Annotated in this window: 22 protein-coding genes and 1 pseudogene; 18 read left to right on the plus strand and 5 right to left on the minus strand. The window is 67.8% G+C overall.

Features of this window, described 5'->3' with window-relative positions:
• Positions 1-348: 348 nt before the first annotated feature.
• From ACWDKQ_RS09885 to ACWDKQ_RS09950, 14 genes and pseudogenes are all read left to right on the plus strand, one after another.
• Entirely contained in the window at positions 349-543 is a 195-nt protein-coding gene (locus ACWDKQ_RS09885) for a hypothetical protein (RefSeq protein ID WP_450138368.1), read from the plus strand.
• 312 nt (positions 544-855) lie between these two features.
• Complete coding sequence (locus ACWDKQ_RS09890) at positions 856-1,350, plus strand: nucleoside-diphosphate kinase (protein ID WP_450138369.1); 495 nt, start codon at positions 856-858, stop codon at positions 1,348-1,350.
• Between the two features lie 26 nt (positions 1,351-1,376).
• A complete protein-coding gene (locus ACWDKQ_RS09895; protein ID WP_450138370.1) occupies positions 1,377-1,718 on the plus strand; it encodes a hypothetical protein in 342 nt (113 codons plus the stop codon).
• A complete protein-coding gene (locus ACWDKQ_RS09900; protein ID WP_450138371.1) occupies positions 1,708-2,262 on the plus strand; it encodes a hypothetical protein in 555 nt (184 codons plus the stop codon). The genes ACWDKQ_RS09895 and ACWDKQ_RS09900 overlap by 11 nt, the downstream gene beginning before the upstream one ends.
• A gap of 24 nt (positions 2,263-2,286) precedes the next feature.
• On the plus strand, positions 2,287-3,078 hold the full coding sequence (locus ACWDKQ_RS09905; RefSeq protein ID WP_450138372.1) for an HD domain-containing protein: 792 nt from the start codon (positions 2,287-2,289) through the stop codon (positions 3,076-3,078).
• Positions 3,075-4,487 (plus strand): hypothetical protein, encoded by a 1,413-nt coding sequence (locus tag ACWDKQ_RS09910; RefSeq protein ID WP_450138373.1) that lies wholly within the window; start codon positions 3,075-3,077, stop codon positions 4,485-4,487. Before ACWDKQ_RS09905 ends, ACWDKQ_RS09910 begins: the two co-directional genes overlap by 4 nt.
• 3 nt (positions 4,488-4,490) lie before the next feature.
• Entirely contained in the window at positions 4,491-5,213 is a 723-nt protein-coding gene (locus ACWDKQ_RS09915) for a class I SAM-dependent methyltransferase (RefSeq protein WP_450138374.1), read from the plus strand.
• A gap of 67 nt (positions 5,214-5,280) precedes the next feature.
• Positions 5,281-5,535 (plus strand): annotated as a pseudogene (locus ACWDKQ_RS09920) (nucleoside-diphosphate kinase); the annotation flags it as partial.
• Positions 5,517-5,639 carry a hypothetical protein gene (locus ACWDKQ_RS09925; RefSeq protein WP_450138375.1) on the plus strand — a complete coding sequence of 41 codons (123 nt, stop codon included), beginning with the start codon at positions 5,517-5,519 and terminating at the stop codon, positions 5,637-5,639. The pseudogene ACWDKQ_RS09920 and the gene ACWDKQ_RS09925, both read left to right, overlap by 19 nt.
• 81 nt (positions 5,640-5,720) lie before the next feature.
• The gene (locus ACWDKQ_RS09930) at positions 5,721-6,089 is read left to right on the plus strand and encodes an N-acetyltransferase family protein (protein WP_450138376.1); all 369 of its coding nucleotides are present in this window, start codon (positions 5,721-5,723) and stop codon (positions 6,087-6,089) included.
• A gap of 99 nt (positions 6,090-6,188) precedes the next feature.
• A complete protein-coding gene (locus tag ACWDKQ_RS09935; protein WP_450138377.1) occupies positions 6,189-8,153 on the plus strand; it encodes a TIGR03960 family B12-binding radical SAM protein in 1,965 nt (654 codons plus the stop codon).
• Positions 8,154-8,442: 289 nt separating this feature from the next.
• A complete protein-coding gene (locus tag ACWDKQ_RS09940; RefSeq protein ID WP_450138378.1) occupies positions 8,443-9,234 on the plus strand; it encodes a TIGR03936 family radical SAM-associated protein in 792 nt (263 codons plus the stop codon).
• Positions 9,235-9,398: 164 nt separating this feature from the next.
• Complete coding sequence (locus tag ACWDKQ_RS09945; RefSeq protein WP_450138379.1) at positions 9,399-12,341, plus strand: translation initiation factor IF-2 N-terminal domain-containing protein; 2,943 nt, start codon at positions 9,399-9,401, stop codon at positions 12,339-12,341.
• A 220-nt stretch (positions 12,342-12,561) separates the two neighbouring features.
• Complete coding sequence (locus ACWDKQ_RS09950) at positions 12,562-13,350, plus strand: carboxylesterase family protein (RefSeq protein WP_450138380.1); 789 nt, start codon at positions 12,562-12,564, stop codon at positions 13,348-13,350.
• 295 nt (positions 13,351-13,645) lie between these two features.
• Here ACWDKQ_RS09950 and ACWDKQ_RS09955 read toward each other — a convergent pair whose 3' ends face one another.
• The 4 genes from ACWDKQ_RS09955 to ACWDKQ_RS09970 all read right to left on the minus strand — a co-directional run bounded on the left by ACWDKQ_RS09955 (position 13,646) and on the right by ACWDKQ_RS09970 (position 20,611).
• Positions 13,646-14,386 carry a helix-turn-helix domain-containing protein gene (locus ACWDKQ_RS09955; protein WP_450138381.1) on the minus strand — a complete coding sequence of 247 codons (741 nt, stop codon included), beginning with the start codon at positions 14,384-14,386 and terminating at the stop codon, positions 13,646-13,648.
• A 169-nt stretch (positions 14,387-14,555) separates the two neighbouring features.
• Positions 14,556-17,783, minus strand: coding sequence for an arabinosyltransferase domain-containing protein (locus tag ACWDKQ_RS09960; protein WP_450138382.1), 3,228 nt, complete (start codon positions 17,781-17,783; stop codon positions 14,556-14,558).
• Between the two features lie 144 nt (positions 17,784-17,927).
• Entirely contained in the window at positions 17,928-18,914 is a 987-nt protein-coding gene (locus tag ACWDKQ_RS09965) for a glycosyltransferase family 2 protein (protein ID WP_450138383.1), read from the minus strand.
• Positions 18,911-20,611, minus strand: a complete 1,701-nt coding sequence (locus ACWDKQ_RS09970; RefSeq protein WP_450138384.1) for a hypothetical protein — start codon at positions 20,609-20,611, stop codon at positions 18,911-18,913. The genes ACWDKQ_RS09965 and ACWDKQ_RS09970 overlap by 4 nt, the downstream gene beginning before the upstream one ends.
• A 419-nt stretch (positions 20,612-21,030) precedes the next feature.
• On the opposite strand from ACWDKQ_RS09970, the gene rplU reads away from it, so the two are divergent.
• The 4 genes from rplU (at position 21,031) to proB (ending at position 24,435) form a co-directional block, all read left to right on the plus strand.
• Positions 21,031-21,339, plus strand: coding sequence for a 50S ribosomal protein L21 (gene rplU, locus ACWDKQ_RS09975; RefSeq protein WP_010695780.1), 309 nt, complete (start codon positions 21,031-21,033; stop codon positions 21,337-21,339).
• Positions 21,340-21,353: 14 nt separating this feature from the next.
• Positions 21,354-21,611 (plus strand): 50S ribosomal protein L27, encoded by a 258-nt coding sequence (gene rpmA, locus ACWDKQ_RS09980; RefSeq protein WP_010695777.1) that lies wholly within the window; start codon positions 21,354-21,356, stop codon positions 21,609-21,611.
• 215 nt (positions 21,612-21,826) lie between these two features.
• Positions 21,827-23,317 (plus strand): GTPase ObgE, encoded by a 1,491-nt coding sequence (gene obgE, locus ACWDKQ_RS09985; protein ID WP_450138402.1) that lies wholly within the window; start codon positions 21,827-21,829, stop codon positions 23,315-23,317.
• Positions 23,314-24,435, plus strand: a complete 1,122-nt coding sequence (gene proB, locus ACWDKQ_RS09990) for a glutamate 5-kinase (protein WP_450138385.1) — start codon at positions 23,314-23,316, stop codon at positions 24,433-24,435. The genes obgE and proB overlap by 4 nt, the downstream gene beginning before the upstream one ends.
• A 99-nt stretch (positions 24,436-24,534) precedes the next feature.
• Here proB and ACWDKQ_RS09995 read toward each other — a convergent pair whose 3' ends face one another.
• A complete protein-coding gene (locus ACWDKQ_RS09995; protein WP_450138386.1) occupies positions 24,535-25,812 on the minus strand; it encodes an MFS transporter in 1,278 nt (425 codons plus the stop codon).
• Positions 25,813-25,890: the final 78 nt, after the last annotated feature.

The following is a 25,890-nucleotide window of genomic DNA, read 5'->3' on the forward strand; positions in this document are numbered from 1 at the left end:
TGCAGCCGAGGTACACCAGCAAGCAGCGGGGGAACTGCTTCTGGTGCACTTCGGCTCTTTTCGTGTCCGGCGGGACGACTTCGCGCGCAGCAATTGCGGCCACTCCAGAACACTGCCGCATTTGGCGACGTCGTCCGGGGTCGAGTGTGACTGCCTTCCTCCTCGGGTGCACTCGGCCCTCAGCTGCCGAGGGATCGTCAGTCCCCTCAACAGCCGCCGCTGTGACGGTCCCTCGGCATCCCGGTGCTGGGCCTACGGAAACCCCCGGACCCGTAGGCCCAGCACTTCCATCCACATCGCTTGATTTGTGTTGTGCCGACGCCTTTCTCGGCACCAAAGGAGCCCCTGATGTCCTCGTTCGACTGGAAGAAAGTGCCGTGCCGCGACATCGCGCACAGAGCTCGGGATCTTCGGATCGCGCGCACCGAACGCGGGGCGAAGCTGCTCGCCCCGCCCTCGGAGGTTGTGCACCTCGACCTGCAGGCCATCGAGAGCTTGAGGCGGACGTTGCGGGAGTTGGCGGACGAGCTGGTGGGAGAGTAGAGCACCAGTGGCGTGCCTCTGCCCAGGGGAAACATTGAGGCATGAGGTGCCGCTTCCACGGGAGGGCCCGAACCCGCTTGCCGTGCGAGCCACTGGCGACGCTGACGGGATCGTATGGCCCACAGGTGATTGGGAAGTGGATACGTTGCTGCGTCAGCGTCAACGGTTGATGTATCGGATGCTTAGCCGCCTCCACGGTCTTCCGGTGGATCCCTCGTGATTCTGCACCGCGCCCACATGATGCGGACCAGCTGAAACGCTTGACGACAGCTCACGGCATGATGACGTCACAATCACGACGAAAGGATTGTCATGTCTGACGTGCAACGCTCGCTCGTTCTGCTCAAGCCGGACGCAGTGGCCCGCGGGCTCGCCGGCCGAATCGTGGGGCGCTTCGAGGATGCGCTGCTCAAGATCGTTGGCGTGAAGATGGTGCAGATGGACGCTGAGTTCACGCGCAAGCACTACTTCGACCTGGAGGAGCGTCGCGGTGCGGAGGCATACAACAGCACCGCTGAGTTCATGCAGTCCGGGCCGGTCATCGCCGTCGTGCTCGAAGGTGTGGACGCTGTGACGAAGGTCCGCAGCATCGTCGGCACCACGTTCCCCGAGGAGGCCGCTCCCGGCACGATTCGCGGCGACTTCGCGCACCAGACGAAGGCGTCCTCGAACACCACCGGCAAGGCGATCATGAACCTGATCCACGCCTCCGGGAACGCCGAGGAGGCCAAGTACGAGGTCGAGCTTTGGTTCAGCCCGGCCGAGCTGTTCAACTACAAGAGCGCGGCGGATGCCTTCGCGTTCTGACACGCCGATGTGAAACGAAGGGCCAGATGACAGCCGCCGACGTCAGGGCATCGCTGAGCAGTCTTGAGGCGATGTTCCATCAGGAAGTCCAGCTCGACCGTCGAGCTGCAGCGGAGACCGCCTTTGCACTGGCGGTTCGATACCGCAGCGAGGACATCGACGGTGTTCGCCAGTTCGGTACTGCGGGTGGGTGGGCGCGCACCGCCGCCGACCTTCTCGATCAGCTTCCAGCTGACACGCCAGAACAGGTCGCGAGCCCACGGCGAGCCGTGGGCGGTGTTGAGATTCCTGAGCTGCCGCATTCTGGTGTCGTGCGGCACCGGCTGGCCGACGTGCTCATCTTCTGCGAGGTGGAGGATGAGCGTTGAGGTTGAGTGCCGTGCCCGGTTCGACTGGGCACGGCACGAATCCCTGATGGCCTTCTTGCTGGCCAACGCCGAGAACCTCGGCGAGAACAACAAGCACATTCATTTTTACGTCCTCCCCGATGCGCTGTTGAAAGTCGTCCACAATCTCTCCAGCGGCACGGCGAAGGTTTCGTTCAAGTCGAACAAGATTGGGCAAGGGGCGTTCTTCCCCGAGTACGAATACGCGGTCGATCCTGCCGAGCTCGAAACGGTCGTGAAGACGTTCAACCTGCTCGGGTTCGCTGACGCTCGTCACGATGCGCACAATGAACGGCACGATTTCCGTTACAAGGGCGTTGAGATCGCAGTGAAGTACAGCGAGGCATGGGGATACCACGCTGAGTTCGAATTGGTCCTTCCTGATGGCGCTGACCGCGATGCCCAGCGCGCCGCGCTTGAGCGCATCGACACCCTGGCTAGCGAGCTCGGTGTTCAGGTTATGACCGAAGAAGAGCTCGCCGCTTTTACGGCGGAGTTCGAACAGAAGCAAGCCCAAAATAACTGAAACCATCCAGGAAAGGCCCGTTTCATGGATAGGGGCGAATCGCGCGCCCCGGTCGATGACTCGGAAAGCCTTGTGTTGCTTGCTGCGCGCAAGGCGCTTCCTGAGCATCAATACATCGACTGGGCTACTGTTACATGGATTCAAGGAAATCGAAACGAGATCCCGCGTGCCGAGCTTCAGGTAGTGCCTTCACTATCTGACGCTGTCCGGCGCATCTTGTTCTCGGCCCCGATACCGCTGGATTGGCATGCTGAGCCCTTGTTGGCGGACACGATCCACGGGACACGGCATCTCCTCCGCACAGCAGTCCACGCTGCGATCCTCGCGGAGGACGTTGGACTCGAAAAAGATCTGACCGAGGCGCTCGTCGTGGCGGGAGCTCTGCACGACTGCCGCCGTCTGCACGACAAAGACGACGTTGGGCACGGCAAGCGAGGCGCAGACTGGTTCATCAGTCACGTAGACGAGATTGCGGAGTTCTTCGATCTTCGCTGCGGGCCCCGCCATCTTGCCAAGGCAGCGATTGCAATGGAGCTGCACGAGGTTCCCTACGCAGCATTCACCGAAGAGCACAACTTCGCATGGCGGAGTGCTGGGCCGCTGGTGGATCTGTTGAAGACGGCAGACGCACTGGATCGCTACCGCCTGCCGAAACTCAAGTGGTGGCCGAGAGAGGACCTGCTCGTGCATCCGGCCCCGCACTGGCTGTACCGATTGGCTTACTTCCTGGTCGTTGACTCCGAATCCCGGTTCCTCGAAGGCGTTCCGGGAGACGAGGCGGTCCTCGCTTCGCTGGCTGCATGGGGGCTGCTGTGATCGATCAATGGGAGTCGTACCGCATGTGGGCGGAGGCCCACGTCTTCTTCCACAACCCGTACACGGCAGCTGCGGCGACTACGACCGAGTTCAGCGAGTCCACCGCTACCTGGCGACGCCGCCTGGTCCACGAAACCGCGAACGGCGCGCTGCTGGTTCGCAACACGATGTTCGATGCCCTTTCAGGGGATAAGAAGCTCTACCTCCTCCACGTCACCCATGCGCTGGAGAAGATCACCGAACATGGTGTGATCTACCCAAGTGGTGGCTGCTTGGTAGGAAGTGTCTACTGCACGCCCCTCACGCAGACGCGGCAAGGCTTCCAGATGCACAACCTGGGCAAGTACGTGCTGACGAAGGAGGCCCCCGCCTTCGCCAAGAAACTCGGCGCGGAGGCCGGCGTGCCGGAACCTTTGATCATCGAGCTGACGATCCCTTCAGATGGATACCGGGGACTCGCCGGGATCGACTACCTGCGCCTCGGCCTGCTCCACCTGCGAATCTTCGAGCACCTTGAGTACCTACTGTCGAGAAGCGAGCGCCATCAGCTTCGAGAGCTCGTCACCGGGCGCATCAAGAACAGCACCGGCTTCTTGGGCCTGTGTTCTGGACTGCTGCACGGAACCGCAGAAGTGGAGGCCGAAGGCTTCCTGCGCGCCCTCGACCAGGTCATTCCAACGCTGCCGATGCTCGGATACCTCTACTTCGAGGCGCTCGCTGAGTACGTCATGCTTCACTCGACGTCAAACGCTACCGCCCAGCTGCGCGAGATCGGCGAGCTCAACAACTGGCTGTACAAAGAGCTCTTGTTCGCCGTATTTCCGCGCATGGGCGGCAAGTTCGACCTCAGCAAGTTTCGTCCGCAGCCGCACCAACTGGGCAAAGTGCTTCGCAGGGTTGATCGAACGCTGGACGCCGCACACGCCATGAGCTACCTGCGAGATCGGATCAGCTACCTGGTTAATGCGCGTCTGCTCAACGCGGTCGTCCATCCTGAGGACTGGCACTGCGTTCGCTGGGAGTTCGATGACTTGCGAAAGTTCGCGTCTCCCCTGATCGGGCACCTCATCCATCGTGAGCTGCGCTCTTTCGGCCGCTACCCCGACTTCTATTTCTACTACGACCAGCACAAGGCGCTGCAGGTGTGGAACTACTGGAACCACATGGACATTGTCGCGCCGTTCAACGGAACCATCCCGAAAGGGGAGATCGGGGTCAACCCGGCGTACCCCGACCTGAAGTACTCGATTCACCGGGCCGAACTTGGCGAAGATGGCTTGCTTCACCGGTCCGGCAAGCTGCACTCAACGATCGCTCCTCGCCTCGTCGACATCAAGTACAGCTTGATGCGTACTCGTTCCTGGAGTAAGCGAAGCGCGGTGAGGTCAATTTCCGCAACGCAAGGATGAGTCATGGCTGAAACTAGAATCGATGAGTTGGAGCACATGCTCCAGGAACTGCTCCACGAATGGGGTGTTACGCACGGACTCGCGCGTGCTGTTCGCTCGCTTCTCGAAGAGATCGCACTCTTCCGCAATCATGCGGTAAGCCGTGCCGTGAACCCCGACGGACTGCCGGTGCACACAAGGGTCCAGATCGGTGGGGGAGCGCATCGGCTGCCTGGGTTCTTCAATATCGACATCGTGCCGCCTACCGATCTCATATGGGACGTCCGGGAAGGCATCCCATTGCCTAGCGGGACGACCGAGTTCGTCTTCTCGGAGCACTTCCTGGAGCACATCGACTACCCGACGTCGGTCAAGAATTACGTCGCTGAGGTACACCGGATCCTCGCCGACGGCGGCCAGGTAGTAACTGGTGTGCCTGATGGGGGCGCGGTGCTTAGTGGCTACCACGAACGGGACCTCGGCCTGCTGAGTGAGATGCGCGAGCGGTGGTACGGGCGGCGTGACGACTTCCACTGCGATACGTACATCGACCTCGTCAACTACCTTTTCCGCGATCAAGAAGATTCGGCGAAGTACACCGCGCATCTGTGGGCCTACGACTTCGAGAAGCTCGCCAGCCTATTCACGGAGGCAGGTTTCCGGCACGTGGAGCGGTGGCCGTTCGACCCCGCCATCGCGAAGCCGGAGCGCGAGTGGGCAAGCCTCTACGTGCGCGCGGTCAAGTGACTTCCAGGACGGTTCGCGCCGGTTGACCTGCGCTGATGCACCTTGGGGCCCACAGTGCTTAAGTGGGCACTTGGCTAAACCGTTCTTCGGCAGCCTGATCGAGTTCATCACCTCCGGTCCGGTCGTGGCAGCGTGCGTCGAGGGCCCGCGCGCGATCTCGGCGTTCCGCCAGCTGGCTGGCGGCACTGACCCGGTCGACAAGGCCGTGCCGGGCAGCATCCGCGGCGACTTCGGCCTGGAAGTCCAGTACAACCTCGTGCACGGCTCCGACTCCGTCGAGTCCGCCGAGCGTGAGCTCAAGCTGTGGTTCCCCGAGATCTGAGCACCGCGACCGAAACCAGCGTCGACGCCGACGGCGTCGTCACCGGCCCTCACCGGCTGGAAACCCCGCACCCGGACCTGGTGGACGCGTTGGCCGGTCTGTAGGGGCCGCGCGTCACCGCCGCCGGTGGTGCGGCCGGCTTCAGCTCAACGGACCCGGTCGACCAGCTGCGCGCAGCGTCCGCCGTGCTCGTCGAGGACGCCCGGAACGAGAAGGCGTATCTGATCACCATCGACCAGCAGAGCGTGCCGGTCGGGCTGGCGGTGCTGCGACAGCGCGAGCTTCCGGCCCGCAGGCACACCGGTGAACTCGCCTGGCTCGCGGTCGACCCCACGCTCCAGGGCAAGGGATGGGGAAAGCGGCTGCTCGCGGAGGTCCTGGTGCGGGCGCGGGCGATCGGCTTGGAGAAGCTGGACTTGGTCACCCGCAGCGGACACGACTTGGAGCGCTTCTACGAAGCCAACGGCTGGGTCGAACGCGGTCGCTGGCCGAGCGCGGTCCGGGTCGCCACTGGCGGCGACCGCGACGAAATCTGGTTCACCCGGGACGTCTGAACTCCGGGGTTGCGCGATTTCAATTGGAACTGGAGCTCCGGTTTCCAATTGAAATCGCCCCCGGTCCTCCCGACCGGGGCGGACCTCTACCCTGGTCGCGTGCGTGTTGAGTCCGTTTTCGACAGGTTGGAACCGCTGCTGCCGCGTGTCTCCAAACCCGTGCAATACGTGGGTGGGGAGCTCAACGCGACGGCGAAGGCGTGGGACGACGTCGCCATCCGGTGGTGCCTCATGTACCCGGACGCCTACGAGGTCGGCCTGCCCAACCAGGGCGTGCAGATCCTCTACGAGATCCTCAACGAGCAGCCGGACGTACTGGCCGAACGCACCTACGCGGTGTGGCCGGACCTTGAAGAGCTGATGCGGGAGCACGACATCCCGCAGTTCACCGTGGACAGCCACCGCCCGGTCGGCGCGTTCGACGTGCTGGGTCTCAGCTTCGCCACCGAACTCGGTTACACCAACCTGCTCAGCGCGCTCGATCTCGCGGGCATCCCGCTGCACGCGGCGGACCGCACCGACGACGACCCGATCGTGCTGGCCGGCGGGCACGCGGCGTTCAACCCGGAGCCGATCGCCGACTTCCTGGACGCCGCGGTGCTCGGCGACGGGGAGGAAGCCGTCCTGGAGATCACGGAGGCCATCCGCCGCTGGAAGGCCGAAGGACAGCCGGGTGGCCGGGACGAGCTGCTGCTCCGGCTGGCCGAGTCCGGTGGCGTATACGTGCCGAAGTTCTATGACGTCAGCTATCGCCCAGACGGGGCGATCGACGAGGTCGTGCCCAACCGCGACCGGGTGCCGTACCGGGTCTTCAAGCGCACCACCATGGAGCTCGACGACTGGCCGTACCCGAAGAAACCGCTGGTCCCGTTGGCCGAGAGCGTGCACGAGCGGATGAGCGTGGAGATATTCCGCGGTTGCACCCGGGGCTGCCGGTTCTGCCAGGCCGGGATGATCACCCGACCGGTGCGGGAGCGGTCCATCGAGGGCGTCGGCGAGATGGTGCAGCGCGGGCTGGCCGCCACCGGCTTCGAAGAGGTCGGCCTGCTGTCGCTGAGTTCGGCCGACCACTCCGAGATCGCCGAGATCACCAAGGGGCTGGCAGACCGCTACGAGGGCACGAACACCGGGCTGTCGCTGCCTTCGACCCGGGTGGACGCCTTCAACATCGACCTGGCCAACGAGCTTTCCCGCAACGGCCGCCGCTCCGGCCTGACCTTCGCGCCCGAGGGCGGCAGCGAGCGGATCCGCAGGGTGATCAACAAGATGGTGTCGGAGGAGGACCTGATCCGCACCGTCTCCGCCGCGTTCGCCAACGGCTGGCGGCAGGTCAAGCTGTACTTCATGTGCGGCCTGCCGACCGAGACCGACGAGGACGTGCTGCAGATCGCCGAAATGGCCAAGGAGGTCATCCGGGCCGGTCGTGAGGTTTCGGGACGAAAGGACATCCGCTGCACGATTTCGATCGGCGGGTTCGTGCCCAAGCCGCACACCCCGTTTCAATGGGCCGGACAGACCGACCCGGACACCATCGACGACCGGCTGCGCAAGCTGCGCCAGGCGATCAACGCCGACCGCAGCCTGGGCCGGAACATCGGCATGCGCTACCACGACGGAAAACCGTCCCTGGTCGAAGGCCTGCTCTCGCGTGGCGACCGCCGCCTAGGCCGGGTCATCGAGCGGGTGTGGCGCGAGGGCGGCCGGTTCGACGGCTGGAACGAGCACTTCTCGTTCCAGCGCTGGATGTCCTGCGCCGCCGCCGAGCTCGGGCAGCTAGGGGTGGACGTGGACTGGTTCACCACTCGGGAGCGCGGCGAGCACGAGGTGCTGCCGTGGGACCACCTCGACTCCGGGCTGGACAAGGAGTGGTTGTGGGCCGACTGGCAGGACGCGCTGGACGCCCGCGAGCAGGACGACTGCCGGTGGACGCCGTGCTTCGACTGCGGCGTGTGCCCGACGATGGGGACCGACATCGAGGTCGGCCCGACAGGGCGAAAACTGCTGCCGATCTCCCCGGTCGGCCAGGGCTCCCCGGTGCGCAACCCGGCCTTCAACGGCGGCTGATCACTCGGACCAGAACCCGGTTTCGGCTGGTCAGATATTGCGGGACGGCTGCGCCTCGGCGGAACCGGTGACGGGCGCGGGAACAGTCGGAGCCCGTGAGCCGAGCTGTCGGTGCACGGGTGGTCGTCGGGGTACGGTCCTTCGAAACATGACCCGCAGGTGTTGTCACACTGCGGTTGAACACGCAAGCATCGACATCGGAGCGGTCAACGGCGACCGCCGATGACGATTAATGGTCGGGGAGGGCATCCTGAGTCGGCGAGATCACCCCAATCCCTCGGCGCCACCGGTGCAGAAGCTTCGGCTGCGTTACGCCAAACGGGGGCGGCTGCGGTTCACCTCGCACCGGGACGTCGCGCGCGCCTTCGAACGCGCGCTGCGGAGGGCAGGGGTGCCCATGGCATATTCCCAGGGCTTCAGCCCGCACCCGAAGGTGTCCTGGGCGGGCGCGGTGCCCACCGGCGTGTCCAGCGTGGCCGAGTACGTCGAGATCCAACTCGTCGAACGACTCGCCCCGGAGGTGCTGCGCGAGGAGCTCAACGCCGCGCTGCCGGACGGGATCGACGTGCTGGACGCGGCGGACGCCGAGCCCGGTGCACTCGCCGACCGGCTGCAGGTCAGCCGGTGGCGGATCGATCTTCCCGGCACGGACGTCGCCGAGCTGCGCGACGCCGTAACGGCGCTGATGGCCGCCGACACCGCGCTGGTGGAGCGGATGACCAAGGACGGCCGCCGCACCATCGACGCACGGGCGGCGCTGGTCAGCGCGGAGGTCCAGGGCGGTCCCCGGACCGTCGCGCAGAGTGATCAAATTTCCGCGTCGACCGCCCAGGTGGACGATTGGCCCGAGGCGTCGGAACCGTATGGGATACTTGTAACGGTCGTGCGGCAGACAACACCGGTCGTGCGACCCGACGACGTACTGAGCGCCCTGCGTGTCGTCGCCGGTCTGGCACCGTCGGCCGCCGCGAGCGCGACCCGGCTGGAGCAGGGTCGGCTCGACGGCGGGGGGATTGTCGACCCGTTGGCCCGGGCCTCAGGCGGCGACCAGATTCCGGCGGGAGGCCCCGCGGCGGGGTGACGGCGGCGCGGACGTCGTCGACCCGCCGTGTGACTTCCCGGCCTGAAGGCCGGGGCGGAGGGACCACAAAGAATTGCCGTCGCCTGCGGGCGGCGGAGACCGAAGATCGCACATGCCTCTGTGCGGCCGCGTCCACCGGACGCGCCCGGGGGCGGAGGAGCTGGATGTTGAACATGGATACGCCCGCTGGAAGCACCAGCGGGCAATTGCCCACACCTACCCGGGAAGAGCGGGGCACGATCGAACTGCCCGCCAAACTCCGGGTGCACGCATTGGCCAAGCTGCTGGGCGCCAGCAGCCGGGAGATAATCACGACGCTGGAATCGATCGGTGAATCGGTCCGCAGCGCGCAGTCGAACATCACCCGCGACGTTGCCCTGCAGGTGGTGCAGGCCCTGCACCCCGAGCTGGTGGCGGAGTCTGACAGCCCGGCCGAGCCCGCGCAGGCCGAAAGCAGTAGCGAGGCCGGGGCCGAACCGCAGGCTGCGGTCGAGCCCGCGGTGCCCGCTGCTGACTTCACGCCCGCCAGAGTCAAGTCGGCCACCAGCGCGGCCGCGCCCGGGCTGACGCCGCTCTTCGCCGCTCCGGAGGCGATGTTCCTGGCACCGCAGCCGCCGCAGGGGCCGCAGCCCGTATCGAAGGCCGGGCTGGAGCAGCAGGAGGCGCAGCCGGAGCCCGAGGCCGTCGAGCCCGAAGAGCCAGGGGCCGACGCCGAGGCCGAGGACGAACCCGCTGGTCGCCGCCGCCGTAGGCGGGGCCGCCGGGGCCGTGGCCGGGGTCGCGGTGCCGAGTCCGAGTCGGGCGGGGAGGAAGAGTCCGAGACCACCGAGGAGACCAGCGCCGAAGCAGCTGAACCGGCCACCGACGAAGCCACCGAGGAACAGCCAGCCGAGGGCGATGGCGCCGGCGAGTCCAACCGGCGCCGTCGGCGTCGCCGCCGTCGCAAGGGCTCTGCGGACGACGAGAGCGGCGCCCGTGAGGACGACCCGCCGAACACCGTCGTGCACGTGCGCGAGCCGGCGGCCGCGGAAACCCGCCAGGACAGCAGCGACGACGAGGTCCGCGCGGTCAAGGGCTCAACCCGGCTGGAAGCCAAGCGGCAGCGCCGCCGGGACGGCCGCGAGGCCGGTCGCCGCCGGGCGCCGGTGCTCTCCGAGGCCGAGTTCCTGGCCCGCCGCGAGTCGGTGGACCGCAAGATGGTCGTCCGGCAAAACGGCGACCAGACCCAGATCGCGGTGCTCGAGGACAACGTCCTCGTCGAGAACTTCGTGACCTCGTCGGGCTCCGGCTCGCTGGTCGGCAACGTCTACCTCGGCCGAGTGCAGAACGTGCTGCCGAGCATGGAGGCGGCGTTCGTCGACATCGGCCGGGGCCGCAACGCGGTGCTCTACGCCGGCGAGGTCGACTGGGACGCAGCCGGGCTGGCGGGTAAGGCACGCCGCATCGAGCAGGCCCTGCAGACCGGCGACAGCGTGCTGGTGCAGGTCACCAAGGACCCGGTCGGCCACAAAGGCGCGCGTCTGACCACCCAGATCAGCCTGCCTGGCCGATTCCTGGTGTACGTGCCGGGCGGCGGTGCCACCGGCATCAGCCGCAAACTGCCGGACACCGAGCGCAAGCGGCTCAAGGAGATCCTCAAGCGAATCGTGCCGGACAACGCCGGGGTGATCATCCGCACCGCGTCCGAGGGCACCAGCGAAGAGGCGCTGGACCGCGACGTGCGGCGACTGCAGGCGCAGTGGGAGGTCATCAAGGAGAAGGCCGAGACGCCGGGCGCGCAGGCCCCGCAGCTGCTCTACGAGGAGCCGGACTTGCTGATCAAGGTCGTCCGCGACCTGTTCACCGAGGACTTCTCGACCATGACGGTCCAGGGCAACGACGCCTGGGACACCATCGAGGCCTACGTCAAGCACGTCGCACCCGACCTGGCGCAGCGGCTGCACAAGCACGTCGGCAAGAACGACGTGTTTACCGAGCAGCGGATCAACGAGCAGATCGCCAAGGCCCTGGACCGCAAGGTCTGGCTGCCCTCCGGTGGCTACCTGGTGATCGACCGCACCGAAGCCATGACGGTGATCGACGTCAACACCGGCAAGTTCACCGGCTCCGGGGGCAACCTTGAGGAGACGGTCACCCGCAACAACCTGGAGGCGGCCGAGGAGATCGTCCGCCAGCTCCGGCTGCGCGACATTGGCGGCATCATCGTCGTCGACTTCATCGACATGGTGCTGGAGTCCAACCGAGACCTGGTGCTGCGCCGCCTCACCGAGTGCCTGGGCCGGGACCGCACCCGCCACCAGGTCGCCGAGGTGACTTCGCTCGGTCTGGTGCAGATGACCCGCAAGCGCGTCGGCACCGGGCTGCTGGAGGCTTACAGCAGTACCTGCGAGCACTGCCGCGGCCGTGGCCTGCTGGTTTCGACGGAGCCGGTCACGCAACCGAACGGCCAGGCCGCCAACAACGGTGCCCGCCGCAACCGGCACCGCGGCAAGCAACACGACGAGCAGCCCGCTGCGGAGCCGCGCAGCGAGGCCAAGGCGGAGGCTGCCAAGGCCGAAGAGCCGAAGGTCGAGGTTGCCAAGGTCGAGCAACCCAAGCCGCAGCCCGTCAAGTCGGCGGAGCCGGTGAAGGCGGAGCCTGCGGCAGTCGAGGTCGAGGCCGTCAAGACCGAGCCGGAGACGCCGAAGCTGGAGGCGCCGGTTCAGCCGAAGGCGGTTTTCGAGCCCAAGGCGCCGGTTGAGCCAGAGCCGGTCGTCGAGCCGAAGGCCGTGACGGCGGAGGCGGCGACGCCGGTTGTCGAGCCGAAGGCGCTCGAGCCTTCAGCGGAGCCGGTGAAGGCTGAGCCGCAGAAGGCCGAGCCGGTGGCGGAGGCCCCCGCGGAGGCCAATGGCCGACCGCGGCGGAAGGCGACGCGGGCCGCTGGGAGCGCCGGTGCTCCGGCGACTCCGCTGGTGGTCAGCAAGTCGGCGGAGCCGCAGCAGTCCGCTGACAACGGAATGCCGAGCGTCGCCCCGGCCGCGCCGGTGCGACGGGTTCGCCGGGCCGCGTCGCGTCCGGCCGGTCCGCCGGTGGAGGACGCCCCTACAGGGGCTACCACCGAAGATTGAGTAGATCGAGAAGAATGGCCGATTCGTTCAAGAACGGATCGGCCATTCTTCTTGTCGTCGACACATGATTCGATGCACCGCCGAGCGCGTGGCCGCGGTCGAGCACTTCGTCTGCTGACCGCGCGAGTACTGGAGGCTGCTGCGCTCCCCGGCCGGTGCCTGGGCACCCGGATCACCCGAGATGCCGACCATGTAACTGTCCACAGCGGAACTCGGAGGGTTGGCGGATCACCTGGTCGGCCAGCTCGGCTGGGTGCAGCCGGGGAAGGGGGCGGCGATCGAGCAGTTGCGCCGCGTCCCGGTCGAACAGCTGATCAACGTGTCATCGGTGTTCAGCCGGCCAGCTTTCGGCGGCGCGGTGCTGCCGGACTCCCCGATGCAGGCGTTGCCCGGTGGGCGGTTCCACCGGGTCCCGGTGCTTACCGGTGGAACCCGGGACGAGGCCAGGCTGTTCACGGCGCTGTTCTGGGTCGCCGCAGGTCGACCGATCAGGCGCGACGGCTACGACAAGCTGCTCGCAGACGGCTTAGACGCCGCAGCCGACGAGGTGGCCGAGCGGTACCCCGTTGATGCGCATGCGACTCCAAGCCTGGCCTGGGCGGATGTGATCGGTGACGCGGCTTGGGCACGCTCGGTGTGGGACTTCGCGAACGCGCTGAGCGCGGAAACCGCCACGTACGTCTACGAACTCGCCGACCGGGATGCGCCGCCGGTCGTGCCGTTCCCGCCGGAATTCCCGCCCGGTGCCCACCATTGCGCCGAGGTTGCTTATCAGTTCGACCTCGGCGACCCGGCACCGCTGACCGAAGCGCAGCGCCGACTGGCGGCGACGATGAACCGCTATTGGGCGAACTTCGCGCGCAGCGGTGACCCCAACGGGCCGGATCTGCCCGGCTGGCAGATCTTCTCGTCGGCCGATCCGCACGTGCAGTCGCTGCATCCGGAAAAGATCACCGGAACGGACTTCGTCGCGGAACACCGCCTCGATTTCTGGAGCGCTCTCGCCTGATCGCCAGGTGCGGTGAGTGGTCTCGCGGTGCTATGGCGGCTGTTCGGGATGTGGTGGTGCGGCGTTGTAAAGGGGCCGCTGGTGTCTTTGAAGCGCCGAGGCTCTTAACACGCCTAGCGGAGCGCGCCACCCGAGCTATCCAGGGCGCTGCCGAGGTCGGGTGTGAGGTGAACGGCCCGTTTGTGCCACCACCATCTATCGTCGCTGGAGGGTCCGTTGGCTGCACGGCAGCGACGCCAGGCGCGTCACCGCCGCATAACGAGTTTGCAACCAGCCTCCATAGCGCCCAAAGCACTCACAAGCCGTTCTGCGGCAACATGCTGAAGTACTGGCGTGGGGTCACCCCGGCGAGGCGGCGGAACTCGCGCGTGAAGTGCGCTTGGTCGGCGTAACCGCTGGCGTGGGCGAGCTCCGCGAGTCCGCCCCAGCCCAAGCCGTGCCGCGTCGCCCGCTGGAAGCGGAGCACGCCGGCGAGCGTCTGCGGGCCATATCCGACGGCAGCCGCGACACGCCGTCGGAGTTGGCGCACGGACAGCCCGACGCTGTCCGCGAGCACCGGAATCGCGGGTGGGACCGGAGCATCGAGGGCAGCCACCACATGCGCTAGCGCAGGATCGGGCCGGTACTTCGACAGCCGCGAGAACGCGAACTCCTCCAGGATCCGCCCAGCCCGATCCGGCTCATCGCTGAGCCTGCCCATGACATCCCGCATCGGGGAGCACCAGATGTCGATGCTGTCGACCTGCAGATCGCGCAGTTCGGTGGCGGGGATGTCGCCCAGCAGCAGTCGGGCAGCGCCGGGCTTGGCGCGGATCCCGGTGATGCGGCTGCCCGGCGGCAGCGACGAGAGCCTGGCCGTAGTGTCCGGTCCGACCACGTCGAGCCGGTCGCCCATCCAGATCAGATCCACGCAGCCGTCCGGGACCACGCGCTGCAGGTAGCCGAGCGACCCAGCCCCGTGCGTCCACACGCAGGCGATGGCCGTGCTCAGCGCCCCGACCGGCGGCCGCTCGCGATACCGATTCACGGCCCCCATGATGCCCACCCGCCCCGACACCAGAACCCGCGGCGGGTGCGAGCAACCACGCCGCCGAAGGCACCCACCACCGCAATCCCCTCACCTGGACAGGCATGAGTGAGGGGCTCCCGATCCGCTCAGTCGGTCGGAGGTGCCCTCACTCGGATCGAAAACGCCCGCCCCGGGGTCAGTCCTGCTTGTCGTCGAAGGTGGGGATGTCGGTGCGGTCATCGGAGCTGGGCATGTCACCCGGCAGCTCCACGGACTGCGTCAGCGGCCCCGGCGACCAGGTGCCCCAGTGGGTTTCGGAGTGCACCTCCATCGCCGCCTGCGCGGGCAGCGCATCCGCCTCATACGGGTGCACCACGAACAGCGAGCCCCAGTCCTGCTGCGGATCGTTGCGCAGGTAGGTCGGCAGCTCTCGGACGCTGGACGCCACGGTCAGCCAGCCGAACGGCCCGCCGGCATCCGGCGACGACCAGCCCTCGCCGATGTCCCGGACCTCCTCGCCCGCCGACACCCGGAACCGTGGCATCTCCGCGATCCCGTTGTACAGCCCGGAAATCCGCAGACAGGGATGCACCAGCGCGGCGGGCCACTCGACGAACGTCGCGCCGTCGCCGATGACCTCGGTCATGTTCGTCAGCTTGGGCACCCGCGGCGCGGTCACCGCGAGCCAGCCCTCCCGACCCAGCGCCTGGTCGACCGCGACCAGCCGCATCTTCGTCGCGCCCTCGGCTTCGGCACCGAGCATGTAGCGGTGGTCCCGCCACCCGGGAGGCGGCCCCTGCTCCACGGTGTAGCGGCCGGTGATCTGGAAGCCCCGGTCGGTGTCCTTGCCGAATTCGAGGAGCACGAAGTTCGCCCCGGTCTCCGCGCCCGCCAGGCTCACGGCCACCGGCACCTCGCCGTTGCGGGCCGACTCCGGCAGGTCGTACCAGGGGGTGCGCAACTCGCCGGTGTTCGTCCCGGCGTCGTCGAAGCTGCCCCACGCCGGGGCGTTGTCGCCGCCGAACTGGTGCGGCGGCTTCCAGTTCGGCGATTCCGGGGCGGCACCGTCGCTCGGGGGTACGCCGGGGCGGGTGAAGCCGACCTGCTTGGGCTGGAGGTACTGCTCGGCGGTCTCCCGATCGGCCAAGCGGCGCGGCGGCACCGGCACGTCGGAGTTCTTGGGCGGCGCGGCCACGGTGGGCTGCTCGGGCGACACTGGCAGGACGCTGGCCTGCGGATCGGTTTCCACCCCGATGTAGTCCGACAACCCGCAGCTGGCCCCGGTGAGCTGCTTGATGTTGTCCGTGGACAGGCTGTAGCTGTCGCCGCGCTCCTGGATGGCCTTACCGAACGCCGAGACCTCGCCGAACACCATGAGCGCGCACAGCACCGACAGCGGCGCGGTCCCGAGCCGCAGCGCCCGGCTGCGCTTCTCCGGGCTGTCCCAGCGCTCATCGACGATCTTCGGGTTGTTCTCGTCGATCCGCAGGTGCTCGATCAGCGCGATGATGCCCGCGATCCCGGCGAAGACCAGGAACAGCGTGCTGAACTGGTGCCCGCTGATCGACGGCGGTTTGTCGAACCACGGGATGCCCCAGCCCGAGACGTACCACCAGGCGTTCGGGCCGGTGGAGGCGAACGCCAAGATCACCATTAGCCCTGCGACGAAGGCCGCCCGGTTGCGCCGGGAGCGCAGCACGGTGGTGCTGGTCGCCAACGCCGTCAGCGCGGCCAGCGCGCCACCGAATGCGGCGAAGATGCCAAAGTGGTGCGTGTGCTTGGTGGGGGTCAGGGCCAGCACGGCAAAACACAGCGCGGTGACCGCGAGCAGCCGTCGGCTCGAGGCGAGCGAGGCGCCACGGATGCGGCCTCGCCGCAGCAGCACCACAGCGCAGGTCGCCAGGCACAGGATCACCAGCAGCACCGGGAACCGGCGGGTCAGCGAACCGTCCGGGCTCTGGCTGAACAGCAGGCTGTAGCGGTTGAGCTCCTCGTACCAGCGGCCGTTGGGACCGAAGGTGGTCTTGAGCTCCATCGCGTCCATGACCGACTGCCACGTCTGGTCGTAGAACACCAGCGTCAGGATCACGAACCCGGAAGCGGAGATCGGTGCCAGCACCGGCACCCAGCCGAACTCCTGCGCCCGCTTGCGCACCAACCGGAACAACGGTTTCACCGCGGCGATGTAGGGGAGCACCGCGACGAGGCCGTGCGGGTTGACGCCCACGGACAACGCGGCGCCGACCAAGCCCAGCGCGGCGGGCATCAGGCGCCCAGTCGCGACGGCCCGCTCCACTGCGCACAGCGCCAGCAGCGAGAACAGCACCACGACCGGCTCGGCGCGGAGCCCGTTGTTGTAGGGAAGCCAGAACGCCAGGAACACCGCGGCGGCGGCCCAGCCGGCGGCGTTGCTGCGCCGCACCTGCTGGCCGAGCCGCGGCAGCACCTCGCGGCTGATCAGCAGCCAGCTGACGACGCCCATCAGCAGCGCGGGCAACCGCACCCACGGTGTTGCCGTCGACACCTGCACCCACAGCGCGTAGAACTCGTAGAACCAGCCGAACGGCGATTCCGGGTTGGCGAACCAGCGGTAGTAGTTGCTGACGTACCCAGCGCTGTGCTCCGACCGCACCATGCTCAGCACATAGCCGTCGTCGGAGGTCATCGCGCCGATCAACCACCATACGACCAGTGCTGCGCATACGGCCGCATCGCGAAAGGTCGGCTTCCACCAGCCGCGCGGGGCCAGCCGCGGCGGACGCCGTCCAACGCGCACGTCCAGCCGTCGCAGGCAGATCACCGAGCCGATGAACGCCGCGATGGTCAAGGCGATCACCACGAGCTTGAGCGGTGTCGCATAGCTGCTGAACCGGTTGTCGACGCGGGCCTCGAAGGACAGGCTGCGCACGTCGTCGACGGTGTTGTCCAGCGACGAGTAGATGCCGGTCAGCTGGGGGCGCTGGTCGCCGAGGACGCGCGCCCACACCTGCTTGCCGATCCCGGCGGAGGTGCCGGAGGCGTCGGCGCGCACGCTGATGGTGCAGTCACCGGTCGGCAGTGGCACGGTGCTCACCTGCTGGCCCTTGGAGTAAAGCGCGGCCTGGCCGTTGTCGACCTGCAACGTCAGCCCGGTCAGCTTGCCGTAGTCGGACGACGGCGGGTTGGTGCTCAACAGGATTGCCGGCCCCGCGGTGCGCGCGTCCAGCCCGTGCGCGGCCGCGCACGGCACCTCCGCGTCCAGCCACAGCGGTGAATAGGCGACCAACGGCGCGGACACCGATTTCGTGCCTTCCGCGGTTGGCCACCGTAATGTCACCACATCGTGGTTGATAGGTAGGAAAGGCACGAGCAACGCCAGCACGGTGCCGACGAGCCCGAGCAGCGAGGCGGACAGCCGAAGTTTCTTCGCCGACTCAGGGTGCACGGGGAGACCATACGGCCGGTGATCGACCGTAGTTGTGCGCACCCCTCGCGTGTCCGCCGGGCCGTTTCCGCATGCCCGCAGCGCTGCGTGTTCCCACTGGTCAGAACCCGTATGTACTGCTGGCTGCCACAGTACCGTGAACACTCACGGTGACTTACCGGACTGAGCCGGGCTCGCGTTCGTCGTCTGGTCGGCCACCAGCACGTCTACGTCCTGGTCTTGCCCGGTCCGGTGCAGCACCAGCTCGGCGAGCAGACCGACGGAGATCATCTGCACCGCGAAGATCTCCAGCAGGATTCCCAGAGTCAGCAGCGGGCGGGTGCCGATCGACTGATCGGTTAACAGCCACACCCCGCTCAGGTAGAACAGGATCAGCGTGCCGATCGTCCCGGCCAGCAACCCAAGCCCGCCGAACAGGTGAGCCGGGCGTCGCCCATAGCGGGTGAGCGCCACGACCGTGAGCAAGTCCAGGGCGCCGCGCACGTACCGCTCCAGCCCGTAGTTGGACTTGCCGTGCACCCGCCGCCGGTGGTGCACGGCGAGCTCGCGGACCCGGTAGCCGAGCTGGTGCGCTAGCGCGGGGATGTAGCGGTGCAGTTCCCCGTACAGCGGCACGCGCCGGTAGACCTCGGTCCGCGCGGCCTTGAGCCCGCAGTTGTGGTCCGCCAGCTTCAGGCCGGTGATCAGCCCGGTAACCCAGTTGAACACCTTCGACGGCAGCCGCTTTCCCAGCGGGTCCTGCCGTTGCGCCTTGTGCCCGCTGACGAGGTCGGCCCCGTTGTCGAGCTCCGCGAGTAGCCGCGGGATCTCGGCGGGATCGTCCTGCAGGTCGGCGTCCAGCGTGACCAACAACCCCCCGCGGACCTCGGCGACCCCGGCGGCCAGCGCGGCGGCCTTGCCGAAGTTGCGCCGCAGCCGGATGCCGCGGAACCGGGGGTCCTGCCGGGCCTGCTCCGCGATCACCTGCCAGCTGCCGTCGGTGCTGCCGTCGTCGACGACCAGCAGCTCCCACGTCCGGTGCTGCTGCTGCATCGCATCGCGGATCTCGGCGAACAGCCGAGGCAGGTTCTCGCGTTCGTTCTTGGCCGGGGCCAGCAACGAGACCTCGACGTCCGGTGCGGCATCTGTCATGGCTTGACCTGCGGACTTTCCGTGAGGGGCCGGATCCACCAGCCGTCGGGGAAGTGGAAGGCGACGCGCAGCAGCCCGGGCTGCGCGGGGGCGACCGCCTCGAAGCCGAGCCCGATCTCGATGCCGGGCGTCTTGGCTTCCGCGTCCGAGCGCGGGATGTCGACCACTCCGCCGCCGACGACCGTGCCGGTCTGGTCGAGCACGGCGATGCACTCGGCGCGTTCGATCCCGGAGATGGCCCAGCCCTTGAGCATCCGGGCGCCGCCCTGAACCTGGTCGGTCTCCACGTTGAGCACTACGTCGCGGCCGTCCGGCCGCGACTCCCGCAGCGCACCGACGCTGGGGGTCCGCCACTCCGCGGTGCTGACCCGGTCGCCGATCTCCAGGCCGTCGGGACAGCCCAGCGTGAACTCGCCGGAGAACGGGTAGTGCCCGAGCGCCTGCAGCCGCGGCAGCAGCTGGTCCGGTTCGGGGAACCGGTCCTCGAACGCGTCGGGGTGACCGATGCGCGCGGCGATGGCCAGCAGATTCTGGTTCGGCGCATCGGACCGCACGCTCTGCGCCATCGGGGCGCCCAGGGCGACGGTGGCCAGCACCGTGCCCGCGACGGCGACGGTGCGGATCTTCGGCCAACGCGGCCAGGTGACCACGATCACCAGGACCGCGATCCACAGTGCGGCGGTCATGCTGTTGTACCGGCTCTGCAACCCGGCGGCCTCGCCGAAAGCGGCGCGCGAACCGGAGATCATCACCGCGCACCCCACCGCGTAGATCGCCAGACCCCACCAAGCAGCGGCACTGCGACGTTGTTCTGCGGTCTGCCGGACGTGCAGCGCGAGCACCGCGAGACCCGCCACGCCCGCGATCAGCGCGATCGCCGGTTCGGTGCCGGTCCACACCATGCCGAGCATGCTTAACCCGGCGAGCAGCGCCTGCGCCGGATCGTCGGTCGGAGAGCTTCCGCCCCCGCCCTGCGGACCGCGCAGCACCAGCCAAGACGCCACTACGAGCACCCCGACCACCATCGGAGCCGCGATCGAGCGGCGACGGTCGCCGCGCAGCCAGGCCACCAGGGCCAGCGCCGGCCACACCGCGAAGGACGTGCCGTAGCTGATCGACGCCAGCAACCCGAACACGATCGCCAGTACCCGGTGCTCCCGCTGCATCGCCAGCAGCGCCGCGAGCACCAGCATCAGTGCGAGGATCCACGATGCCCCGCTCATCGAGCGTACGTAGTTGTGGATGCCGTGCGGGTTGAAAACCAGCGTCGAGGACGCCGCCACCAGCCCGGCCCGCTGCCACGGGTTCAGCGCCTTCGGCAGCATCATCCACGCGAGCAGCACGGACACGACGCCGAACGCGATGATCAGCAGCCCCAGCGGCTGGTTTAGCCCGTGCCCGTACCGGGCGCTGAGCCAGAACAGCAGGCTGGGCAACACGAACGGGTGCTCGTTGCGGAACCCGAACAGCGCCTCCGGGCGCAGCGACCCGTCGGCGTTGGTGATGTCGAGCAGGACCCACCAGTAGTCGTAGAAGTGCATCTGCGGGTAGCGCAGCACTTCCCGAAGCATCATCAGCGGCGGCACGAGCGCCGACAGGCCGAGGAGCAGGGGACCGAACCGCTGCACGAGGCCTGGAACGGGGGCTTCGGGTGTGGCGCGCTCGCCCCGGGTCGTCTCGGATGCGATGTCTGTCACGCTTTGTGTCCCCAGATCCGAATCAATAAGCGACTCACGTTAGCAAGCACAGGTCAATGCCCGGCACCTTCTAACGTTGGGTGGCTGGATTTGACCACGCGGATCCGGTGGTCGTACGCTGTCGCGGCTCGTCCGTCACCGGCCTCCGCGGCCGGGTCCTTCCCGCAGTGCGGCCCCGGTCGATCGGGGTTGGGATCGCGGTCTGTATGATGGATGAGAACTTCTCGCCGCCGGACGGGCGGAGAGATTAAACGCCTGTTTCGAATGCGATCGCCCGTGCGGCTCGGCTGCCGAGACAGGAACCCACCGAGGCGCTGCACCGGCGGCGTGGTAGGAATCCTCGCCCCGCGCGGTCGAGGTGGACGTCCGCCGCAGACCTGGTGAAGTAGCGAAACCGAGCAGCAGGAGACTTCCGACTCATGTACGCGATCGTCAAGACCGGCGGCAAGCAGTACAAGGTGGCTGTCGGGGACGTCGTCGAGGTCGAGAAGCTCGAGGGCGAGCTGGGCTCCGAGGTCAGTTTCCCGGCGCTTCTGGTCGTCGATGGCTCTGAGGTCACGACCGACGCCGACGCGCTGGCCAAGGTGTCGGTGACCGGCAAGCTGGTCGAGCAGACCAAGGGCCCCAAGATCCGCATCCACAAGTTCAAGAACAAGACCGGCTACCACAAGCGCCAGGGTCACCGGCAGAAGCTGACCCGCGTTGAGGTCACCGGCATCACGAAGTGAGGACCTGAGTAGTCATGGCACACAAGAAGGGCGCATCCAGCTCTCGGAACGGCCGCGACTCGAACCCCAAGTACCTCGGGGTGAAGCGCTACGGCGGCCAGGTCGTCAAGGCCGGCGAGATCCTGATTCGGCAGCGGGGCACCAAGTTTCACCCCGGCTTGAACGTCGGGCGTGGTAATGACGACACCCTGTTCGCGCTGTCCGCTGGCACCGTCCAGTTCGGACGTTACCGCGGCCGCAAGGCCGTCAGCGTGCTGCCGGCCGAGGCCTGACCCGGCTCTCGGCTGCGAAGTACTTCCCGACGAGGGGCGGGTCCGGCTTGTCCGGCCCGCCCCTCGTCGTTTGTGTTGTGCGGGTCGTCACGCCCCACGGCAACATCGCGCCCCGCGCGGCACCATCAAGGTAGGTGACGCTGCGTGCGCCCCCTGTTTCGCACGCGCGGAGCGCTAAGACCGTTTTCGCCGGGCCGGGCTCGGCCGGAGTTTTCCTGGAGGCATTCGTGTCGCGGTTCGTTGACCGCGTGACCATCCACGTCGCGGCAGGCGACGGCGGGCATGGCTGCGCCTCGGTGCACCGGGAGAAGTTCAAGCCGCTGGGCGGCCCGGATGGCGGCAACGGAGGCAAGGGCGGCGACGTCCAGCTCGTTGTGGACCCGAACGTGCACACCCTGCTTGACTTCCACTACCGCCCGAACGCCCGTGCGGCCAACGGCAAGCCGGGCCAGGGCAGCATGCGCAACGGCGCGCACGGCGGAGATCTGATTCTTCCAGTCCCGGACGGCACAGTGGTGCTGACCGCGGACGGTGAGATGCTGGCTGACTTGGTCGGCGCTGGCACCACGTTCGTCGCCGCCGCCGGTGGTCGCGGCGGGCTGGGCAACGCCGCACTGGCGTCCAAGGCCCGCAAGGCGCCGGGCTTCGCGCTCCTCGGCGAGCCGGGGGAGCAGTCCGAGCTGGTGCTGGAGCTGAAGTCGGTCGCCGACGTCGGCCTCGTCGGGTTCCCATCGGCAGGCAAATCGTCGCTGATCTCGGTGCTGTCCGCGGCGCGGCCGAAGATCGCCGACTACCCGTTCACCACGTTGGTGCCCAACCTCGGCGTGGTCACCGCGGGCGAGACGGTGTTCACCGTGGCGGACGTGCCCGGCCTGATCCCGGGTGCCAGCGAAGGCCGCGGGCTGGGCCTGGACTTCCTGCGCCACATCGAGCGCTGCGCGGTCCTGGTGCACGTGGTGGACTGCGCCACTCTTGAACCCGGCCGCGACCCGCTGTCCGATGTGGACGCTCTGGAAACCGAGCTGGCGCAGTACACCCCGGCGTTGAAGGCCGAGCAGGGCGGCCAGGACCTGGCGTCCCGCCCGCGCATGGTCGTGCTCAACAAGATGGACGTGCCGGAAGCCAAGGAGCTGGCCGAACTGGTCAAGGCGGACGTCGCCGCGCGCGGCTGGCCGGTGTTCGAGGTGTCCACCGCTTCCCGCGAAGGGCTGCGCGAGCTCAGCTTCGCGATGGCCGCCGAGGTCGAGCGCTACCGGGCGGAGCTGCCGCCGCCGGAGCCGGCGCGCGTGGTGGTCCGGCCCACGGCCGTGGACAGCGGTAACTTCACCGTCGAGCCCGATCCCGAGTTCGAGGGCGCGTTCGTGGTGCGCGGCGAGAAACCGGAGCGCTGGGTTCGGCAGACCGACTTCGGTAACAACGAGGCGATCGGCTTTCTCGCCGACCGGTTGGCGAAGCTCGGTGTGGAGGAAGCCCTGGCCAAGCGCGGTGCGAAGCCCGGCAGCCAGGTGACCATCGGCAACATGACCTTCGACTGGGAGCCGTCCACGCCGGCCGGGGTCGCGGGCGTGCTCGGCCGCCGCGGCACCGACCTGCGAATAGACCACGACGACCGGATCTCGGCCGCCGACCGCAAGGCGGCGAAGAAGGCCCGCCGCAGCTCGCTGGACGAGTTCGGCAGGTTCGTCGAGGAGGAAGAAGGACGGTGAGCGATCAGCTCTCGGCGACCAGGAAAGCAGTCGCGGCAGCGCAGCGCGTTGTCGTGAAGGTCGGGTCGTCGTCGCTGACCACCACGAAGGGCGGCCTCGACGCGGCGCGGTTGGCGGCGCTGGTCGACACCGTGGCCCGACGAGTCACCGCTGGTGGCCAGGTTGTGCTGGTGTCGTCCGGGGCGATCGCGGCGGGCATCGCGCCGCTGGGGCTGAGCCGCAGGCCGAAGGACCTGGCGACCCAGCAGGCCGCGGCGAGCGTCGGCCAGCAGGCGTTGGCGCACGCGTACGCGGAGTCCTTCACACGGTACGGCCTGACGGTCGGGCAGGTGCTGCTCACCGCGGACGACGTGGTGCGCCGCGGCCACTACCGCAATGCGCAGCGCACCCTGAACCGGCTGCTCGGACTCGGCGCGGTGCCCGTGGTCAACGAGAACGACACGGTCGCCACGCACGAGATCCGCTTCGGCGACAACGACCGGCTGGCGGCGTTGGTGTCCCACCTGGTGGGGGCGGATGCGCTGGTCCTGTTGTCCGATGTGGACGCTCTGTACGACGGGGACCCGCGCCGTGGCGACGCTTCGGCGATCCGCGAGGTCAACGGCGACGCGGACATGGAGGGCGTGCGGGCGGGCCGAACCGGCGCGTCCGGCTTGGGCACCGGCGGCATGGCGTCGAAGGTGGAGGCGGCGAGGGTCGCCTGTTCCTCGGGGATTCCCGTGCTGCTGACCTCGGCAGTGCTGGCCGACCGCGCGCTCGGTCCGGCCGACGTCGGCACGGCGTTCGCGGCGACCGGCAGTCGGCTGTCGGCACGCCGCTTCTGGCTGGCGCACGCGGCCGGAGCCAACGGCCGCCTGTGGCTGGACGACGGTGCGGTGGCGGCGGTGGTCAAGCGCCGCCGTTCCCTGCTGGCGGCGGGCGTAACGGCGGTGGAGGGTGCCTTCGACGGCGGCGATGTGGTCGAGCTCGTCAACCCGGCGGGCAAGGTGGTGGCGCGCGGAGTCGTCGCCTACGACGCGACGGAACTCCCGGACCTGATCGGCCGCTCGACGCACGAGCTACCGGCGGAACAACGCCGAGAGGTGGTCCACGCCGACGACCTCGTCCCGCTTCGCTGAGCAGCCCACAACGGATTTTCGAGGTGAAGGGCACCTTCGTCGGGCGACCATGCAGCTGCCACGTAGCCAAAGCTGCCTTCCACTCACAAGCTGTCGGGGTCAGCGGAGTTCGGTGCCTTTGGTTTCGGGGAGAGTGCGGATCACGAAGAACGCGACCGCTGCGCCGATGGCGATGTACCAGAAGAACATCGTCGACAGTTCGTAACGGGCGAGCGCCTGGATCACCAGCGGCGCCGTGCCGCCGAAGATCGCAACAGTGAGGTTGTACCAGGCGCCGATGCCCAGGCCGCGCAGTTCGGTGGGGAACAGTTCCGACATGATCGCCGGCGCGATCGAGGTCATCGCCGTGTACAAGGCGACTCCGACGCAGAACACCACCAGCAGTCCGCCCAGTCCGGGGCCGACCAAAGTGGACAGCGGCACGATCAGCAGCGCGGTCGCCGCCGACCAGACCAGCAGCTGCGGCTTCCGGCCGATTCGGTCCGCCAGCGCGCCCATCGGGTACTGCAGCACGATGAACAACGCGGTGGCGATCGACAGCGCTAGGAACACATCGGCGGCGTCGGCGTGCCGGCTCTTAACCGCGAACGGGGTCAGCGCGCTGAAGCACGTGTAGTAGCACAACGTGGACAGCATGCTGAAACCGACGAGTTGGCCGACCGCCTTGGGGTGGTACTTGAGCGTCATCCACAGTGGATTCTTAAGCGCCTTGGCCTTGGCGCGGTTTTCCTCGAACTGCTCGGTTTCCTCGAGCGTGCGGCGCAGCCAGATGCCGAGCGCCCCGAGCACACCGCCGATCAGGAACGGGATCCGCCAGCCGTAGTCGGTGAGCTGGTCCTCGGTGAGCAGCGCGGTCAGCGCGAAGCCGAGCAGCGAGGCGGCCAGCAGCGCGGAACCGGTCGACATGTAGAAGAAGGCCGAGTAGCGGGCCCGCTTGGCCGGTGGCGCGATCTCTGCCAGGTAGGCCGAGGCGTTGGACACCTCGCCGCCCAGCGAAAGTCCCTGCCCGACCCGCGCCAGGATCAGCAGTATCGACGCAGCCCAGCCGATCGACTGGAAGGTCGGTAGCAATCCGATGATCAGCGAGCCACCTGCCATCAGCGAGATGGTCAGCAGCATCGCCGTCTTGCGGCCCCGGAGGTCGGCGAACCGGCCGAGCAGCCAGCCGCCGAGCGGGCGGAAGAAGAACGCCAGCGCGAACGTGGCGAGGGTGTTGATCAGCGCGAGGTTGCCGGGGAAGAACGATGCGGCGAAGTAGACGCTGAAAGCCGTGTAGATCGTCCAGTCGTACAACTCGACCGCGTGGCCGGTGCTGGCGGCGACCAGCGTGCGAAGGGGAAGTCGGGATTTCTCAGCCGTCGCCGCTTCGTGTGCCATCGCATCCTCGGGTTTAGTGGCAGGACGCCCGTGCGCGCCGGAGGTGTGCTGTTGTCCTCCGGACCTCGTACGGGTGAC

This window comes from Saccharopolyspora sp. NPDC000995 (genome assembly GCF_053599315.1).